The following is a 17579-nucleotide window of genomic DNA, read 5'->3' as shown; positions in this document are numbered from 1 at the left end:
ACGACGACGGCGGGCCCTCCATACTCTGGAGGGCCCGCCGTGTCCCGCATGCCGGGAGTAGACTCCGCGGACTCAGTAAGCCAGCGGCGGCAACTCAACGCCGCCACAGCGGCAGCCCACCCCAAACCTCGTCACCTCGGCTGGTGGAACCGCGAAGATGGTGCTGCCTGAAAAAGGGTGGAACAAGGTGGGGCAGTGTGGACTGGACGCGCGAGGGTCCTGGCGCTAGGATTCAAAAAACGGTAAAACGAAAAAAACGAAAACACAGAGAAGTGAGATAGGGATGAGTCCGAACGCCGCAGCCAAGGAGACCTTCTTCGCTCCCGAAGCTCCCGAAACGGGGAAACTCTACAACTTCATTGAGGCGCATGCGCAGAAGAACGGGGCAAAGCCCAAGCCGCAGTTCTTCCTGTCTGGCGCCGGCGAGGGCGATCAGGTTGAACTCCCCTATGAAATCTACGAAGTCTTGGTTAAGGCCGTGGATGCCATGCGCAAGGGCCAAGCGGTAACCCTCACTCCTCGATCAATGACGCTGACCACCCAGCAAGCCGCCGAACTTTTGGGCGTGACCCGTCCCACTCTCGTCCGTCTCCTGGATACCGGAAAAATCCCGTACGAAAAGCCAGGTACGCACCGACGCGTCAAGCTTGAAGACGTCCTGGACTTCAAGGAAGTCCGCAAGGCAGAGCAGTACGCGGCCCTCGATTCCCTGGGCGAGATTGAAGATGAGAATCCGGCTAGCGTCGTCGAAGACATGAAAGAAGCAAAGAAGGAAGCGGCACGCCGCCGCCAGCGCGCTCCTAAGTAGTGCCAGAATACGGGCATGTTTACCGCCCTCCTGGACAGCTGCGTGCTGTGGCCGAGCACGCTGCGCGACTTCTTATTGTCGCTGGCTTTCGAGGGCTCCTACCGGTTCATTTTCAGTGAAGCGATTCTCGCTGAGGTGGAGGTCAACGAAGAACGGAAGCGCATAAAGCGAGGCGACAGCCAGCCGGCCGCGGAAGCCAAAGCCCGCCATCTTGCCGAGCAAATGCGTAACCACTTCGCTGATTCGATCGTGACGGGTTGGGAAGGCTGGGAGGGGACCTATGGACTGCCGGACCCTGACGATGAGCACGTGTTAGCCGCGGCGGTAGTCGGAGGGGCCGGATGTATCGTTACTGATAATTTCCGAGATTTCCCGTCCGATAAGGTTCCTGATGGAATTCAGATCACTGGCGTTCAAGATTTCGCTTACGAAACCGTCTCGGTCCACCTTGAGCTTGGACTGGCTGCGGTCCGTGCAATGTCTGAGCGCTCGGGACGAAAAGGAACCAAGCAGACGCCAGCGGACATTCTTGACGAACTGGCAAAGACATACTCCTTGGACGCAACGACCAACCTACTTAGAGGGCTGCTTTAGAAACATCCCCGTTAAGGGACGGCAGGCCTCCCGCATCATGCGGAAGGCCTGCCGTCGTCGTTCGTTCGAGCTAGGAAGCGGCCGGAGCCAGCAACGGGTAGTCCGTGTAGCCGGCGGCGCCGTCGGTGTAGACGGTGGCCTGGTCGATCTCGTTCAGCGGGTGGTCCTCCTGCCAGCGGCGGGCAAGGTCCGGGTTGGCGATGACCGGACGGCCGACGACGGCGGCGTCGGCCAGGTTCTCCTCCAGCAGCATGATGGCGTCCTCGCGGCTGGTGACCGTGCCGAAGCCGGTGTTCATCAGCACCGGGCCGCCGAAGCGGTGGCGCAGGTCCTGGATCATTGCGTCGGCCGGATCCGCGTGCAGGATGGACAGGTAGGCCGGCTTCAGATCGGCGATGCCGTCCACCAGGGCGGTGTAGGTGGCGGTCACGTCGGCGCGGTCGGTTTCCAGCACACCCTGGATGTTGTGTTCCGGGGAGATGCGGATGCCGGTGTGCTCAGCGCCGACGGCCTCGGCCACGGCACGGAAGGCCTCGATGACCAGGCGGGCCCGGTTCTCGGGGGAGCCGCCGTAGTTGTCGGTGCGGGTGTTGGAGACGGGCGAGAGGAATTCCTGCAGCAGGTACCCGTTGGCACCGTGCAGCTCGACGCCGTCGAACCCTGCCTTCATTGCGTTCTGTGCTGCGGACACGAAGTCCTGCACGATGCCGGGGAGTTCGGCTTCGGTGAGGGCGTGCGGCACCGGGAAGGGCTGCTTGCCGTCGTAGGTGTGTGCCATGCCTTCGACGGCGATGGCGCTGGGGGCGACGACGGGGCGTCCGCCGTTGATGTTTTCGTGCGCGACGCGTCCGGAGTGCATCAGCTGGGCGACGATCCGGCCGCCGGCGGCGTGGACGGCGTCGGTGACGCGCTTCCAGCCGGCGACGTGTTCCTCGGTGACCAGGCCGGGCATCAGGGCGTTGCCCTGGCCGGTGAAGGAGGGGTAGATGCCGTCAGTGATGATCAGGCCCATGGAGGCGCGCTGGCGGTAGTGCTCGACCATGATGTCGGTGGGCACGCCGTTGCGGTCGGCGCGTACGCGGGACATCGGTGCCATGACGAGGCGGTTGGGCAGTTCCATGGTGCCGACGGTGAGGGGGGTGAAGAGTTTCAAGTGGGGGTTCCTTCGGTTGCTCGGCTCAGAAGGAGGTGTCCTGAGCTGGGGTTCATGCAGCGTCAACGTGTGGAAAGGCCGCATCTATTCCGTGACCCGGGGCGGGTCACATCAGCCTGGCCCGCGCATCGTGAGCTATCGCAGGGCACCAACGTGACGAGATGAGAGGAAGGGTGTGGCCATGCGGGACGCCTCGGGGTATAGGACAGCCGGCAACTGGTCATTGTCTGCTGCTGGGCGGCAGAGTCTGAGCAGCGGAACACGCCAATTCTGTCTCTCCAAAATGTCCGCGCGGGGTGCAATACTTGACCCACAGTCACACATCGGCACTGGATAGGGGCACAAGATGACTGCTGTAGCCGTCGAGTTCAAGACATCGGAACAGCTAAAGGCAGAGCGGGAGGAGTTGCTCAGGTCAATTGGCATCACCATGGAGGAACTGACCGCCCAGGTCGAATCCAGTTGCCTTGGCGTCAAGGAATTCGGTGTCTATGAGGCCGTGTCAGACATTGACTACTTGCTCGGTGTCTAGTCCTGCCCAAAGGCTCCGCGAACAACGTCTTGAGACGCAGCGGCAAGCCGAGGAATTTGCTTCACGCATAAATCACACTTTGAAAGAGTTCCTCGGCACCGCGGAAGACACCCTCAAGGTCGACGCGGCCGACAGGAAGATCGTCGCTAGAACGATCGATCCGGGAGGTCTGGTCCTAAACGTCGATGGGCAGCCCCGCTTTCGATTGAGCGTCACTTACCACTGCGAGCTGAGCGAATCGCGAAAGTACTTAGCAGTTGATCGCAGCACATTCAATGTCTTTGTCGTTGACCAGGGCATGCCTCTGATCCGGTACGACTACTTGCGGCGTCCTCGTAAAACTCCGGGAGCTCATATCAACTTCCGTATGGATACTGAAGCAGCGGCTACGGCGCTCAAGGTAGCCGGAAATAATAGGAAGACGAAGCAGAGACGGAAACGAGGCCACGGCGATGGACACGGAACACCGTCACAACTTCACTTGCCTGTCGGTGGTCCTAGATTTCGTCCTTGTCTTGAGGATGTTCTTGAATTCTTAGCTACCGAATTGGCCGTTGACTCTGCGTCTACGTGGCAGGACGCACTTACAGAAGGTCGTACGCTTTGGAGGGAAACACAGCTAAAAGCTGCGACTCAAGACAACCCAGAGGCGGCAGCAGAAGCGTTGCGTGAACTCGGCTACCTCGTAGAGTGGGACAGCGCCAGCGGGGAGGTTCCGCAGTTGCGATTGCATCGACTCGGTCAGTTCTGACGATTTCATAGTTCGCACTGCAACTCACAGTGTTGCTGGTTGTGCGGCGATCCCTATGTTCTGAGGGGAACACGCCGGGAAACGATAAGCCTATATCCCGAGACCAAGACCAAGCGACTTCTTTTCCTCTAGGCGACGTCTAAGCTCGGCGCATCCGGGGGGAGGTACAAGTCCAGACGAAACCGCCTTGGCGAGTTCTTCAGCAGCTTCTACCCTTTTTTCTCTGGCACGGCCAACTATAGCTATTACGGCCACGAGGCCGATACCTAGAACTCCTACGGTAGACAAATAGAGATGTTCTGCACTTAAGCGAATAGATATCGCTACCGCAACGAAAAGGATAGGAAATGCAATGGCTCCACGGAATGAAGCTTCCGAGGACGCCTTTTCGTACCGATCTGCGGACACAGCGTTTGCGCTATGTAGATTCAAAGCCACGAGATCCATGGATCCCTTCATTTCATCGAGGAAATGTCGCAAGAACCGGTCGCGAATTACCTCAGACGTGCCGTTGGCCCAAACCTCCGGTGGGTGATCTTCGCCCCACTCGCGAAGCAGTTTCCTCTTGTCCTCTGTTGTAACCTCTCCACTTAGCCCAGTCGCGTTACTGAGATACTCATACGTTTTATCGAACTCAAAAGTTAGTTCATCAAGTTCTGCTCTTACTTTCTGCTCCAGTCGCGCTTGAGAATCGACACTCAGTGACGAAAAATTAGAATACGTGCGATCGAGAAGCATGAATAATAAGCGATCGAATGAGAATATGATACCGACCAAATATGCCAAAAAGGTCGCCCCGGCAATAGCTGCAGGCATGCCGACAAAGGAGATTCCCTGTTGAATATCGGCCCAGAGGGAACCATCGCCGCCGGGACTGGAGAAATGTCCCGCAAATAGTATCCAGATACCGATGAGGACGAGGGCGCCAGATGCTAGGGACGCCTTGACGTCTCGAAAGCCTTCAAGTGCGTTGATCATCACGACCCTAAGAGGTGTTGTAGTTCCACAATGTATTAGTAGACATCATAATTTAGGTCCTCATATGCGGCAAACGAAGTTCTGGATGGATTTTGGGGGAGAAATAATCATCCGCGACCTGCTCATCGCCTGGCGTCATCACCCCGATGAATGCTGGCTCTGGTGCTTTACGCCGAATATTTAGCTGGATCCACTCAAGTCATGCCTGTGATGCCTTGCCTAGACGGAAGTCCTGGAATAAATGAAGTAGTACGTGGGGGGTATTCGGCAGCACTCCGTTTCTATAGACCACTCTAGCGACAACACTTCCCCTTGACGTGACCCACACCACATGTAAGCCTGATCATATACGATTTCGTACTTGATCTAGGAGAGACATGGGCAACGACGCCACCACGGACACGCTTCAGCAGGCCGGCAAGGTCATCGCCGTCCACATCAACTACCCCTCACGGGCAGCAGAACGCGGACGCACCCCGGAACAGCCCTCCTACTTCCTCAAGCCCAGCTCGTCCCTAGCCCTGACCGGCGGCAGCGTGGAACGCCCGGCCGGCTGCGAACTGCTCGGCTTCGAAGGCGAAATCGCCCTTATCATCGGGAAAACCGCCCGCCGTGTGAGCATCGAGGACGCCTGGAACTATGTCGGGGGAGTGACCGCCAGCAATGACCTTGGCGTCTACGACCTGCGCTGGGCAGACAAAGGCTCCAACCTCCGCTCCAAGGGCGGCGACGGCTTCACCCCCGTCGGCCCCGCCATCCTCAACGCGACCGACGTCGACCCGGCCAACCTGCGCATCCGCACCTGGGTCAACGGCGACCTCGCGCAGGAGGACACCACCGCGGACCTGATCTTCCCCTTCGCTCAGCTGGTGGCCGACCTGTCCCAGCTGCTCACCCTGGAACCGGGCGACCTGATCCTCACCGGCACCCCCGCCGGTGCCTCCGTGGCCGTCCCCGGCGACCGGCTCGAAGTCGAAGTCGACGTCCCCGGCACCGATCAGACCACCGGCCGGCTCGCCACCACCGTCACCGACGGCACGACGCCGCTGGCACCCTTCGGCGCGCAGCCCAAGATCGACGACAAGCAGCGCGAAGAAGCCTGGGGCTCCGCGGAAAAGGCCGGCCTCGCCCCCCACGCGCAACAGGCAAAAACACTCACTCCGGAGCTTCGGGCCAAACTCGAATCCGTTGCCACCGCCACCCTGTCCTCCCAGATGCGCGCCCGCGGCCTGAACAACGTCTCCATCGATGGCCTCACCGGCACCCGCACCGGCCGTAAGGTGGTGGGCACCGCCCGCACCCTGCGCTTCGTGCCTAACCGCGAGGACCTCTTTCGCTCCCACGGCGGCGGCTACAACGCACAGAAACGCGCCATCGACTCCGTGGGCGAGGGCGAAATCCTGGTCATGGAAGCCCGCGGCGAAAAGGGCACCGGCACCCTGGGTGACATCCTCGCCTTGCGCGCCAAGCACAACGGCGCCGCCGCCATCATCACCGACGGCGGCGTGCGCGACTACTCCACCGTCGCCGGCATCGACCTGCCCGTCTACTGCGCCAACCCGCACCCCGCCGTCCTCGGCCGGAAGCACGTCCCCTGGGACACCGACATCACCATCGCCTGCGGCGGCGCCACCGTGCAGCCCGGCGACATCATTGCGGCCGACGACGACGGCATCCTGGTCATCCCGCCGGCCATCGCCGAGGAGCTGGTGGAGGCGTGCATGAAGCAGGAACACCAGGAAGAGTTCATCGCCGAAATGGTGAAGGCCGGGCACGGCGTGGACGGGCTGTACCCGATGAACTCCGCCTGGAAGGAAAAGTACGAGGCCTGGGCAGCGGAACAAGTATGACTAAAGAACCCATGAGCGCCGCCAACAGCAGCACCGCCACCGGCTCCAAGTCGGAGCAGGCCTATTCCCAGCTGAAGGACCGCATCCTCGGCGGCGAACTAACCCCCGGCTACCGCCTGGTGCTCAGCACCATCGCCACCGAGATGGGCTTCAGCGTGGTCCCCGTCCGCGAAGCCATCCGGCGCCTGGAAGCCGAAGGGCTGGTCCACTTTGAACGCAACGTGGGTGCCACCGTGGCCGGCATCGACCCGGACCTGTACCTGCACACCATGCAGACCCTCAGCATCATCGAGGGGGCTGCCACCGCCCTGGCCGCCCCGAGCATCACAGCCGATGAACTACAAAAAGCCCGGACGCTGAACGATCAGATGCGCGAGGTGCTGGCGAACTTCGACCCGGTCCGCTTCACGCAGCTCAACACCGAGTTCCACGCCCTGCTCTACGCGCCCTGCCCGAACCCGCACATCCTGGACCTGGTCCACCGCGGCTGGAACAGACTGGATCGGATGCGGTCCTCCGTCTTCCGGTACGTGCCGGACCGGGCGCAGGATTCCGTCGCCGAACACGAGAACCTGCTGGACCTGATCGAAGCAAAAGCCTCCGCGGCCGACGTCGAGCACGCCGCCCGCGCGCACCGCACCAACACGCTCAACGCCTTCCTGGCGCAGGCCCACCAGCCGCCGTCGCCGATCTAAAGCCAAACGACGAAAGAGGACCATCCATGAGCACGCACTTTGTCCCGGAGAACCTGCCCACCCATATCCAGCACTTCATCAACGGCAAGTTCGTTGACTCGATCAACGGCGCCACCTTCGACGTTTTGGATCCGGTTACCAACAAGACCTACGCCACCGCCGCCGCCGGGCAGAAGGAAGACATCGACGCCGCCGTCGCCGCCGCCCGCGAAGCCTTCGTGAACGGCCCGTGGCCCAAGATGAAGCCGCGCGAACGCGCCCGGATCCTCAATAAGATCGCCGACGCCGTCGAAGCCCAGGAGTCCCGCCTGGCAGAAATGGAAACCTTCGACACCGGCCTGCCCATCACCCAGGCCAAGGGCCAGGCGCTGCGCGCCGCAGAGAACTTCCGCTTCTTCGCGGACCTCATCGTCGCCCAGTTCGACGACGCCATGAAGGTCCCCGGCGCCCAGATCAACTACGTGAACCGCAAGCCCATCGGCGTGGCCGGGCTGATCACCCCGTGGAACACCCCGTTTATGCTCGAGTCCTGGAAGCTCGCCCCGGCCCTGGCCACCGGCAACACCGTGGTGCTCAAGCCGGCCGAATTCACCCCGCTCTCCGCCTCCCTCTGGGCGGACATCTTCACCGACGCCGGCGTCCCCGCCGGTGTATTCAACCTGGTCAACGGCCTGGGCGAGGAAGCCGGTGACGCACTGGTGAAGCACCCGGACGTTCCGCTGATCTCCTTCACCGGCGAAACCACCACCGGCAAGACGATCTTCCGCAACGCCGCGGAAAACCTGAAGGGCATGTCCATGGAGCTGGGCGGCAAGAGCCCCTGCGTCATCTTCGCCGACGCGGATCTGGACACCGCCCTCGATTCGGCCCTGTTCGGCGTCTTCTCGCTCAACGGAGAACGCTGCACCGCCGGCTCCCGCATCCTGGTGGAACGCCCGGTCTACGACGAGTTCTGTGAACGCTTCGCCGCCCGCGCCAAGACCATCGTCGTCGGCGACCCGCACGATCCCAAGACCCAGGTGGGCGCCCTGGTGCACCCCGAACACTTCAAGAAGGTGGCATCCTACGTGGAGATCGGCAAGACCGAAGGCCGCCTGCTGGCCGGCGGCGGACGCCCCGAAGGCCTGGAAGAGGGCAACTACATTGCCCCCACCGTCTTCGCCGACGTCGCCCCGGACGCGCGGATCTTCCAGGAGGAAATCTTCGGCCCCGTCGTCGCCATCACCCCCTTCGACACCGAAGCCGAAGCGCTGGAACTGGCCAACAACACCAAGTACGGGCTGGCCGCCTACATTTGGACCTCCGACCTCACCCGCGCGCACAACTTCGCGCAGAACACCGAGGCCGGCATGGTCTGGCTCAACAGCCACAACGTCCGCGACCTGCGCACTCCGTTCGGCGGCGTGAAGGCCTCCGGCCTGGGCCACGAGGGCGGCTACCGCTCCATCGACTTCTACACCGACCAGCAGGCCGTGCACATCACCCTGGGCAAAGTCCACACCCCCAAGTTCGGGACCGACGACGCCGCCAAGGTCGACGGCTAAAGAGTCCCCGACACTTCGCCCGCCTTTTGCAAAGGAGCAAAACCCCATGAGCTTTGAAGTTGCCAACCCCATTCCCACGCCCAGCATCGCCCCGCCGGACATTGTCCGCTGCGCCTACACCGAACTGGTGGTCACGGATCTGGAACGGTCCCGGAAGTTCTACGTGGACGTCCTCGGCCTGCATGTCACCGAAGAGGACGAGGACGCCATCTACCTGCGCTCCCTGGAGGAGTTCATCCACCACAACCTGGTGCTGCGCAAGGGCCCGGTGGCCGCCGTCGCCGCCCTGGCCTACCGCGTCCGCACCCCCGAAGACGTGGACGTAGCCGAGGCGTATTACAAGGAACTGGGCTGCCGCACGGAGCGCCGGGCCGACGGCTTCGTGAAGGGCATCGGCGACTCGGTGCGCGTGGAGGACCCGCTGGGTTTCCCCTACGAGTTCTTCTTTGAGACCGAGCACGTGGAGCGCCTCACCCAGCGCTATGACCTCTACTCCGCCGGCGAACTGGTGCGCCTGGACCACTTCAACCAGGTCACCCCGGACGTGCCCCGCGGCCGCGCCTACCTGGAGGATCTGGGCTTCCGGGTATCCGAGGACATCAAGGATTCCGACGGCGTCACCTACGCCGCCTGGATGCACCGCAAGCAGACCGTCCATGACACTGCCCTGACGGGCGGCGACGGCCCGCGCATGCACCACCTGGCCTTCGCCACGCACGAAAAGCACAACATCATCCAGATCTGCGACAAGATGGGCGCCCTGCGCATCTCCGACCGGATCGAACGCGGCCCCGGCCGGCACGGCGTGTCCAACGCCTTCTACCTCTACATCCTGGATCCGGACGACCACCGCATCGAGATCTACACGCAGGACTACTACACCGGCGACCCGGACAACCCCACCGTCACCTGGGACGTCCACGACAACCAGCGCCGCGACTGGTGGGGCAACCCCGTGGTCCCGTCCTGGTACACCGAGGCCTCCCTCGTCCTGGATTTGGACGGCAACCCGCAGCCGCTGACCTCCCGCACGGAGACCTCCGAAATGGAAGTCACCATCGGCGCCGACGGCTTCTCCTACACCCGCGAACCGGGCGAGGAAAAGGGCTTCAAGGTAGGCTCCCAGCTCTAACCCGGGACGACGACGGCGGGCGCGCGCCGTCGTCGTCCTACCCCGTCTTCAGCGTTACTGAACAGAAAGCAGCACGGTGCTAGATCAATCAACTCTCCAGGCGGTGGCCGACGAACTGGTGGAAGCTAAGCGGACCCGGACCCCGGTGCCGCTGCTGACCGCCCGCTACCCCGACATGACCATCGAGGATTCCTACGCGGTGCAGAACCTGTGGGCGGACCGGTTACTGGCCGAGGGCCGGCAGCTGGCCGGGCACAAGATCGGCCTCACGTCCAAGGCGATGCAGGCCGCCACCGGCATCACCGAACCGGACTACGGCATCATCCTCGATGACATGGTGCTGGAAAACGGCGCCACCCTGGACTGGGATGCCTACACCCATCCGCGGGTGGAGGTGGAACTCGCGTTTGTGCTGGGCAAGCCGCTGGCCGGTCCGCACTGCACGCTGTTCGACGTCCTGGACGCCACGGACTACGTGGTGCCGGCGCTGGAGATCCTGGATTCGCGGATCGAGATGGAGGGCCGCACCATCGTGGACACCATCTCCGACAACGCGGCGATGGGCGCCATGGTGGTGGGCGGCAACCCGGTGCGGGCCGCCGACGTCGACCTGCGCTGGGTTTCGGCGCTGCTTTACCGCAACCAGGGCATCGAGGAAACCGGCGTGGCCGCCGGCGTGCTGAACCACCCGGCCGCCGGAGTGTATTGGCTGGCGAACAAGCTGGCCGTGCACGGCACCTCGCTGCAGGCCGGGGAAATCATCCTCGCCGGCTCCTTCACCCGGCCCATGTGGGTCTACAAGGGCGACACCGTGTTCGCCGACTACGGACCGATGGGAACCATCACATGCCGCTTCGACTGAGCCCCGAGGAAACCTTTGCCGCCCGGCTTGCCGGCGGCCGCCAGACCGGCATGTGGGTGTGTTCCGGCAGCCCGCTGGTCGCCGAAATCTGCGCCGGCTCCGGGCTGGACTGGCTGCTGATCGACGCCGAGCACAGCCCCAACGGGCTCGAATCCCTGCTCGCCCAGCTGCAGGCCGTACATGGCTACCCGGTGAGCGCGGTGGTCCGCCCGCCGTCCGGCGACGCGGTGCTGCTCAAGCAGTACCTGGACCTGGGTGCGCAGAACCTGCTGATTCCCATGGTGGATTCCGCCGGGCAGGCCGCCGAACTGGTCCGTGCCGTGCGGTATCCGCCGCAGGGCATCCGCGGGGTGGGCAGCGCCCTGGCCCGGGCCTCACGCTGGAACCGGATTGACGGGTACCTGGAACACGCCGCGGAGTCCGTGACCCTGCTGGTGCAGATCGAGTCCGCGGCCGCCGTCGAAAACGTTGCCGAGATTGCCGCCGTGGACGGGGTGGACGGCCTGTTCCTCGGGCCCGCTGATCTGGCTGCTTCCATGGGGCACCTGGGCCAGCAGGAGCATCCCGACGTGATCGCCGCCGTCGAGCACTGCATCCGTACGGTGAAGGCCGCCGGGAAACCGGTGGGCGTGAACGCGTTCGCCGAGGCCACTGCCCGGCGGTACATTGCCGCCGGTGTGGACTTCATTCTGGTGGGCGCCGACGTCGCCCTCCTGGCCCGGGGCAGTGAGGGGCTGGCTGCGAAGTACCTCCCTGCCGCTGAGGACGGGGCCCGCGCGAGTTACTGAGCGGGCCGGAGGGTTCGCGGGAATCGAGAAGGCACAAATTACCGTTTTTCGGCTGAAAATCGGTAATTTGTGCCTTTTCGTTTGGCTGCCAGCCTCGGGGTGACTCGGTTTTCCCACGCTCTGGTGCGGGTGGGGCCGATGTTTCCCCATGGGCCGCACCAGTAACACTCCGTGGGAATCTGTGCGGCCGGGGCGGAGTTCCGGCCTGGAAAATCGCCCGGTTCGGGATATTGCTGCCGGTTCGGGAATCTGCTGCCCGTTTAAACCGGCAGCAGAAACCCAAACCGGCAGGGAATGCACAGGTCAGGGATTCGATTCCCCTAGGCTCTTCGGGCTGCGCTCTTTGGGGGGGGGGCGGGCCAAACCCCGGGTTCCGGCCTGCAAAATCGACCGGTTCGGAATATTGCAGGGAATGCACAAACCGGCAGCAAAGCGCCCGGCCCTACCCCTCCTCCCAGCCTGCCAGCCACCCCACCCCAGGCCGAGAAGCCCGGCCCGGAAGGGTATCCGAAACCGGGCATCCCATGTATATTGTTTCGCATGCGAAATAATAACGTGACCTCGATCACTTCCGAACGGATCTCCATCCCGGTTGCCGCCGGTGGAACCATTGCCGGCACCCTGCGCCTGCCCGACGGCGAACCGCGCGCCGCCGTCGTCATCCACCCCGCGACGGCCGTGGCCGAACGGCTGTACACCGGCTTCAGCGAATACCTGGCGGAGAACGGTCTTGCCGTCCTCACTTATGACTACCGGGGGACCGGTGCCTCGGGCAGTCCGAAGGCTAACCGGCGGCTGAGGATGCGCGACTGGATGGACCAGGACGTCCCGGCGGCGGCGGCATGGATGCGCGAGCGGTTCCCGGACCTGCCGCACGTTGCGGTGGGGCACAGCCTCGGCGCTCACGCCATGGCGCTGAACAACGGGCTGGAGGACCTGCACGGATTTGTGGGAGTGGCGTCGCACGCCGGTGTCACCAAGGCCATCGAGGACCGCAAGGAACGGTTCCGGGTGGGCCTGATCCTGAGCTTCCTGGGGCCGCTGACCGGCAAGCTGCTGGGTGCTGTTCCAGGCAAGAAACTCGGTCTGGGCGAGGACATGCCCGGCGGCGCAATGCTGGAGTGGAGCGGCTGGAGCAAAAAACCCAACTACTTCTTTGACGACCCGAGCATGGACGCCGCCCAGCGCACCGCGCAGGTGAAAACCGACGCGCTGGTTATCGGCTTCACCGACGACCCCTGGGCCACACCCCGGCAGATCAACGTCATCTTCAGCCACCTGGTAAACGCCTCGGTGGAGCGGCGCACGTATGCACCGGCCGACGTCGGCGTGCCGGCCGTCGGACACATGGGCTTCTTCCGCCGCGGCATGCGTGAGAAGCTGTGGCCGGAGGTACTCACGTGGTTGACGGACAAAGCAGGGCTGAGCCCGCAGTAGGCCCGGATCAGGGGTCGCGGGCGGCCGGCACTAACGGCGTTCCCGGCAGGAACGACGACGCCGGGACCGGCCCGGGCGCGGTGCGCACCGCCCGCCCGCCGCGCCTGTTTTTCCTGACACTGACCGCCGAACGCCGGCTGCGGCGCTGGATTGCCGGCCGGGGCGGGGAGCGCGGCATCAGCGCCTCCGCGGGCGGGGTGCTGCTGCATCTGGCCTCGCGTCCCGGGGCCAGCACCGGCGAGGTGGCCGCTGCGGTCCAGGCGTCCCCGGCCGGGCTGAGCGGGCTGCTCGCCCGGATGGAGACCTCCGGGCTCATCACCCGCACCCCGGATCCGGCGGATGCCCGTACCATCCGCCTGGACCTGACTCCCGGCGGGCGGGAGGCGCTCGGCGTCGTGCGGGAATCCCTCCACGAGCTGAACGCGCGCATCAATGAGGGCTTCAGCGCCGAGGAACTGGCCACCGTGGCACGATGGCTGCGGCACGTGTCGGAGGCGCTGGACTAACCGGACCGGACGTCCTGCCCGCACCGGACCGGCCGTTCCGGCCCGCACCGGACCGGCCGTCCTGCCTGCACCGGACCGGCCGTCCTGCCTGCACCGGACCGGCCGTTCCGGGAGTGGCATTGTCTAGGATGGGCGCATGCCCCAGAACCCCGCCGATTGGACCCCCGTCACCACGGACCGCCTGCTGCTGCGCCGGTTGGCCCCCGAGGACCGTGACGCCGCGCTGCGCATCCACATGGATCCGCGAACCAACCGGCACAACCCGAATGAGCCCAGCCGGGAACGGTCCGGGCAGCTGTTCCGGGACTTCCTGGCGCACTGGGAGCGGGAGGGTTTTGGCTACTGGTCGGTGGCCGAACGTGCGGCGCCGGACACCGTCATCGGCTTCACCGGGCTGCAGCGGGCCGTGGTGGACGGGCAGGACATCCTGAACCTGTACTACCGCTACGATCCCTCCGCCTGGGGCAAGGGGTATGCCGCCGAAGGGGCGCGCGAGGCCGTGCGGCGCGGCCGGGAGCTGCTGCCGGACCTTCCGGTCATGGCCCGCACCACGGACGCCAACGTTGGGTCGCAGCGCACCGCACTGGCCGCCGGTTTGGAACGCATGCGCGGACTGGACCGGTTCTACGCCGGAGTGCCCGAGGTCTACTTCGCCCTCGGCTGGGAGGCGGGCAGTAGGTCAGTGGGCCGAGTTGCCGGCTAATCCTGCGGCCCAGGCACGTGCGGCGGAGGAGGCAATCCCGTCGATGCGCTCCGGGCCCGTGACATGGCGGAGATTGCCGCCAATCGCCAGATCGGTCACCCCGTGGGCAATCGACCACAACTCCGCTGCACGCTGAACAACGTCCTCCGCCGGGACAAAGGAGGCAACCGCTGCCTCGAGCAGCACCTGCACGCGTCCGGCCTGCTCCAGCAGCTCCGGGTAGGCATCCTTGTTGATGCCCGAACCGAACATTACGGCGAACCGCGTGGGATCCTCGCGCGCAAACACCAAATAGGCCACCGCGATCTGCTCGGCCCGCTCACCGAGGCTGGACCCCAGCCGCAGGCCGGCGAAATAGGTTTCCAGTTCAGTGAAGGATTGCTGTGCGACGGCGGCCAGCATGGCGTCCCGGTCGGCAAAATGCCGGTAGGGGGCACCCGATGACACTCCGGCCCGGCGGGCAGCCTCGGCGACGGTGAACCCCCGGGGGCCTCGTTCCCGGACCAGCTCAATGGTCGCTTCCAGCAGCGCGCTGCGCAGATTTCCGTGGTGGTAACTCGATCGTTCGGCCACAAAACACCCCTTCCATGTATGAGGTTCTCACATTTGCGGTTAGGGTGCATGTAATAAGCACTTACATGGCCGCTTTGTAACCGTTGGAGGAATCATGCAGTTCGAGAACACCACCGCCCTGATCACCGGAGCCAGTTCCGGGATAGGTGCCGAGTTTGCCCGGCAGCTGGCCCGCCGCGGAGCCGATGTTGTGCTGGTGGGCCGCCGTGAAGACGCCCTCACGGCGGTGGCCGCTGAAATCACCGCCGACACCGGTCGAAAGGCCCACGCGGTGCCTTTCGACCTGGACGTGGACCGGGCCGGCGTCCTCCTGAAGGAACGCCTCGACGCCCTGGGCCTCACTGTCGACACCGTGGTCAATTGCGCCGGCGTCGGCCTGACCAAGGCTTTTGTGGAGTCCAGTGAACAGGAAATCCACATGCAGCTGCAGGTGAATGCCGAGGTGCCGCTCGGGATCACCCGGGCGTTCCTGCCGGACCTGCTTGCTGCAGGACGCGGGGCGCTGGTCAATGTCGGAAGCATGACCGGTTACATGCCCGTCCCCGGCATGGGGGTGTATGCCGCCGCCAAGGCATTCCTGATCCGGTTTACGGAGGCACTTGCACATGAGGTCCGCGGCTCCGGTGTGATGGTGATGGTGCTGTCTCCGGGGCCGACCCGCAGCGGGTTCTACGCACGCAGCGGCACCAGCACCGACGGCGCCCGGTTCCAGACCCCCGAACAGGTGGTCCGCACAGCCCTGAAGGCCCTCGATCGCCGCAGGCCTCCGGTCAGCGTCATTGCGGGCCGTTCCAACCGCGTGGTGCGGCGCCTGGTCGATTTCCTGCCGGTCCGCACAGTTCTGCGGCTGGCCGAATCCCGGCCGGCGGCCTAGGCCGGGACAGCGCTCCGGGCCGACGAGCCCTCTGGCACAGCCGGCACGGCCAATAGGTAAACCAGCGCCGCGACCGGCAGCACCACGCCCAGGCTGGTGAACAGCTCCAGCGCCGGCGGGCCGGTGCCGCTGACCACGCCGGTCAGCGTGAAGGTGATGGTGATGGAGGAGAGCATAAACACCGGCACCAGCACCGCCGCCAGTCCAATGCCGACCGCCCGGCCCGCTCCGCGCCGCCGTCGTGCGTGCACCCACAGCACCGGCAGCAGCAGTGCGATCCAGACCCAGTGGTGGAACCAGGAAATGGGCGAAATCGCGAGCATCACCACGGCGTTCGCGGTGACCGCCGCGACCGCGTCCCCGGCCCGGTCCATCCGGCGGATCACCAGGAAGCCCAGGACGACGACGGCGGCGCAGGCCAGCAGCCACAGCGGGCGCTGCAGGGACTCGGGGACGCCCAGATGCGGGAGCAGGGAGTTCAGCGACACGTTGTACATTTCGGACGAATCGCCCACCCGGCTGGGATCGGAGAGCGACTCGAACCAGAACTTCCGGGCCTGCTCCGGGGCGGCCAGCCAGCCGACGGCCACCGTGGCGGCGAAGGTGGCGCCCATGGTGAGAATGGCCCGCCAGTCCTTCCGGGCCAGGAAAATCAGGCCGAACGCCAGCGGGGTGAGCTTGATGCCCGCCGCCAGCCCGATCAGCACGCCGCGCGGCAGCTTTGACGACGCCGGGCGGAGCAGGTCCGCCAGGACCAGCAGCATCAGCAGAGGGTTCAGCTGGCCGAAGCCCATGCCTTCCCGCCACGGCCCGAGGACCCCGATCAGCAGGGTCGCCAGGACAGTGAGGCCCGGCAACCCGCCGAGTGCGGTGACGGCCCGCTCCGGCAGTGCGGTGTTGTCCATCAGGTAGCGGGCCGCGAGGAACGCCACCGCCACCAGGCACGCACACGCCGTGGCGGTCAGCAGCACCAGGCCCAGGGTTTCGGGCAGGAACGCGAACGGCACCAGCAACACGGCCGCGAACGGCGGATAGGTGAACGGCAGGCCGCGGGTGTCGGTCTGCACCAGGCTCGGGTCATACAGCCGGTGCCCGCCCTGGCCCAGCAGGGCGCGGGCGCCTTCGCGGTAGACGGTGAAATCCAGTCCATGGATTTGCGCGCCGAGGACCACCAGGGCCAGCGCCACGGGCAGCCCGAGCCACAGCCAGAGGGCCTGCGCGCGGGTGCGGGGGCGGAGCTCCGCCGTCGTTAAAGCCATGCCTGCCAGTTTAGGCGGGAACGTCGCTAGCCGGCGGCGGGACCATCAGGGTGCCGCGGGTTGCGGCTGCAGGTCCAGGCGCATAAAGGTGCTGTGGGGGTCCTCGGTGTAGCTGCCAAACGGCGGGCACCCGGTGAAGCCGTGCCGGGCGTAGAGCCGGCGGGCCGGGGCGAAGAAGTCCTCCGTGCCGGTTTCCAACAGCAGATGAAGGTAGCCGCGTGCGGTCGCTTCCCCGATGATGCCCCGCAGGAGCGTCCCCGCGACGCCGCGGCCCCGGGCAGCCGTGGCCGTGCGCATGCTCTTGATTTCACCCTGCTGCGAATCGAGTTCCCTCAGGGCCCCGCAGCCCAGCAGGACCCCGTCTTCCCGCACCGTCCAGAACGTGACCGCGGGATCGAGCAGGGCCGCTGGGTCCAGGGCATGCACGCTTTCCGCAGGCGACGTGGCGTACATATCCGCCAGGTGCTCCTGCATCAGCGCCAGGACATCGGGAGCCGCGGGGTCGCCGCGGCTCAAGTCCATGCCCTGCAGTCCAGGCAC

The 17579-nt window shown here is 64.9% G+C and carries 19 protein-coding genes; 14 read left to right on the top strand and 5 right to left on the bottom strand.

Annotated features, from left to right (window positions below; all coding sequences use genetic code 11):
• Positions 1–283 precede the first annotated feature (283 nt).
• Both QNO06_RS15570 and QNO06_RS15565 read left to right on the top strand, forming a co-directional pair.
• Complete coding sequence (locus QNO06_RS15570; RefSeq protein WP_227911945.1) at positions 284–808, top strand: helix-turn-helix domain-containing protein; 525 nt, start codon at positions 284–286, stop codon at positions 806–808.
• Positions 809–823: 15 nt separating this feature from the next.
• Positions 824–1402 (top strand): PIN domain-containing protein, encoded by a 579-nt coding sequence (locus QNO06_RS15565; protein WP_227911944.1) that lies wholly within the window; start codon positions 824–826, stop codon positions 1400–1402.
• A 70-nt stretch (positions 1403–1472) separates the two neighbouring features.
• On the opposite strand, the gene QNO06_RS15560 is transcribed toward QNO06_RS15565, so the two are convergent.
• Positions 1473–2555: an alkene reductase gene (locus QNO06_RS15560; protein ID WP_227911943.1), complete on the bottom strand. Its 1083-nt coding sequence runs from the start codon at positions 2553–2555 to the stop codon at positions 1473–1475.
• 406 nt (positions 2556–2961) lie between these two features.
• On the opposite strand from QNO06_RS15560, the gene QNO06_RS15555 reads away from it, so the two are divergent.
• Together QNO06_RS15555 and QNO06_RS15550 are read left to right on the top strand one after the other, a co-directional pair.
• Positions 2962–3087 carry a hypothetical protein gene (locus QNO06_RS15555; protein ID WP_269437363.1) on the top strand — a complete coding sequence of 42 codons (126 nt, stop codon included), beginning with the start codon at positions 2962–2964 and terminating at the stop codon, positions 3085–3087.
• A 79-nt stretch (positions 3088–3166) separates the two neighbouring features.
• Entirely contained in the window at positions 3167–3838 is a 672-nt protein-coding gene (locus QNO06_RS15550; protein ID WP_227911942.1) for a hypothetical protein, read from the top strand.
• Positions 3839–3928: 90 nt separating this feature from the next.
• On the opposite strand, the gene QNO06_RS15545 is transcribed toward QNO06_RS15550, so the two are convergent.
• Positions 3929–4816: a hypothetical protein gene (locus QNO06_RS15545; protein ID WP_227911941.1), complete on the bottom strand. Its 888-nt coding sequence runs from the start codon at positions 4814–4816 to the stop codon at positions 3929–3931.
• 377 nt (positions 4817–5193) lie between these two features.
• Here QNO06_RS15545 and QNO06_RS15540 point away from each other — a divergent pair, with 377 nt between their 5' ends.
• The 9 genes from QNO06_RS15540 (at position 5194) to QNO06_RS15500 (ending at position 14333) form a co-directional block, all read left to right on the top strand.
• The gene (locus tag QNO06_RS15540) at positions 5194–6666 is read left to right on the top strand and encodes a fumarylacetoacetate hydrolase family protein (RefSeq protein WP_227911940.1); all 1473 of its coding nucleotides are present in this window, start codon (positions 5194–5196) and stop codon (positions 6664–6666) included.
• The gene (locus QNO06_RS15535) at positions 6663–7361 is read left to right on the top strand and encodes a GntR family transcriptional regulator (protein ID WP_227911939.1); all 699 of its coding nucleotides are present in this window, start codon (positions 6663–6665) and stop codon (positions 7359–7361) included. Before QNO06_RS15540 ends, QNO06_RS15535 begins: the two co-directional genes overlap by 4 nt.
• Positions 7362–7387: 26 nt before the next feature.
• A complete protein-coding gene (gene hpaE, locus QNO06_RS15530) occupies positions 7388–8905 on the top strand; it encodes a 5-carboxymethyl-2-hydroxymuconate semialdehyde dehydrogenase (protein WP_227911938.1) in 1518 nt (505 codons plus the stop codon).
• Positions 8906–8951: 46 nt separating this feature from the next.
• Positions 8952–10037, top strand: a complete 1086-nt coding sequence (gene hpaD, locus QNO06_RS15525; RefSeq protein WP_227911937.1) for a 3,4-dihydroxyphenylacetate 2,3-dioxygenase — start codon at positions 8952–8954, stop codon at positions 10035–10037.
• Between the two features lie 76 nt (positions 10038–10113).
• Complete coding sequence (hpaH, locus tag QNO06_RS15520; RefSeq protein ID WP_227911936.1) at positions 10114–10899, top strand: 2-oxo-hept-4-ene-1,7-dioate hydratase; 786 nt, start codon at positions 10114–10116, stop codon at positions 10897–10899.
• Positions 10884–11687 carry an HpcH/HpaI aldolase family protein gene (locus tag QNO06_RS15515; RefSeq protein ID WP_227911935.1) on the top strand — a complete coding sequence of 268 codons (804 nt, stop codon included), beginning with the start codon at positions 10884–10886 and terminating at the stop codon, positions 11685–11687. Before hpaH ends, QNO06_RS15515 begins: the two co-directional genes overlap by 16 nt.
• 540 nt (positions 11688–12227) lie before the next feature.
• Complete coding sequence (locus QNO06_RS15510) at positions 12228–13124, top strand: alpha/beta hydrolase family protein (RefSeq protein ID WP_227911934.1); 897 nt, start codon at positions 12228–12230, stop codon at positions 13122–13124.
• Positions 13088–13630, top strand: coding sequence for a MarR family winged helix-turn-helix transcriptional regulator (locus QNO06_RS15505; RefSeq protein WP_227911933.1), 543 nt, complete (start codon positions 13088–13090; stop codon positions 13628–13630). Before QNO06_RS15510 ends, QNO06_RS15505 begins: the two co-directional genes overlap by 37 nt.
• A 136-nt stretch (positions 13631–13766) precedes the next feature.
• Positions 13767–14333, top strand: coding sequence for a GNAT family N-acetyltransferase (locus QNO06_RS15500; RefSeq protein WP_227911932.1), 567 nt, complete (start codon positions 13767–13769; stop codon positions 14331–14333).
• On the opposite strand, the gene QNO06_RS15495 is transcribed toward QNO06_RS15500, so the two are convergent.
• Positions 14310–14906, bottom strand: coding sequence for a TetR/AcrR family transcriptional regulator (locus tag QNO06_RS15495; protein WP_227911931.1), 597 nt, complete (start codon positions 14904–14906; stop codon positions 14310–14312). The two genes, QNO06_RS15500 and QNO06_RS15495, sit on opposite strands and share 24 nt — an antisense overlap.
• A gap of 94 nt (positions 14907–15000) precedes the next feature.
• Here QNO06_RS15495 and QNO06_RS15490 point away from each other — a divergent pair, with 94 nt between their 5' ends.
• A complete protein-coding gene (locus QNO06_RS15490) occupies positions 15001–15780 on the top strand; it encodes an SDR family NAD(P)-dependent oxidoreductase (RefSeq protein ID WP_227911930.1) in 780 nt (259 codons plus the stop codon).
• On the opposite strand, the gene QNO06_RS15485 is transcribed toward QNO06_RS15490, so the two are convergent.
• Both QNO06_RS15485 and QNO06_RS15480 read right to left on the bottom strand, forming a co-directional pair.
• Positions 15777–17039, bottom strand: coding sequence for a glycosyltransferase 87 family protein (locus QNO06_RS15485; RefSeq protein WP_227911929.1), 1263 nt, complete (start codon positions 17037–17039; stop codon positions 15777–15779). The two genes, QNO06_RS15490 and QNO06_RS15485, sit on opposite strands and share 4 nt — an antisense overlap.
• A gap of 45 nt (positions 17040–17084) precedes the next feature.
• Complete coding sequence (locus QNO06_RS15480) at positions 17085–17561, bottom strand: GNAT family N-acetyltransferase (protein WP_227911928.1); 477 nt, start codon at positions 17559–17561, stop codon at positions 17085–17087.
• Positions 17562–17579 lie beyond the last annotated feature (18 nt).

The sequence above is a fragment of the Arthrobacter sp. zg-Y20 genome (genome assembly GCF_030142075.1).
Lineage (GTDB): Bacteria > Actinomycetota > Actinomycetes > Actinomycetales > Micrococcaceae > Arthrobacter_B.
This window is presented reverse-complemented; position numbering and strand designations above follow the sequence as displayed.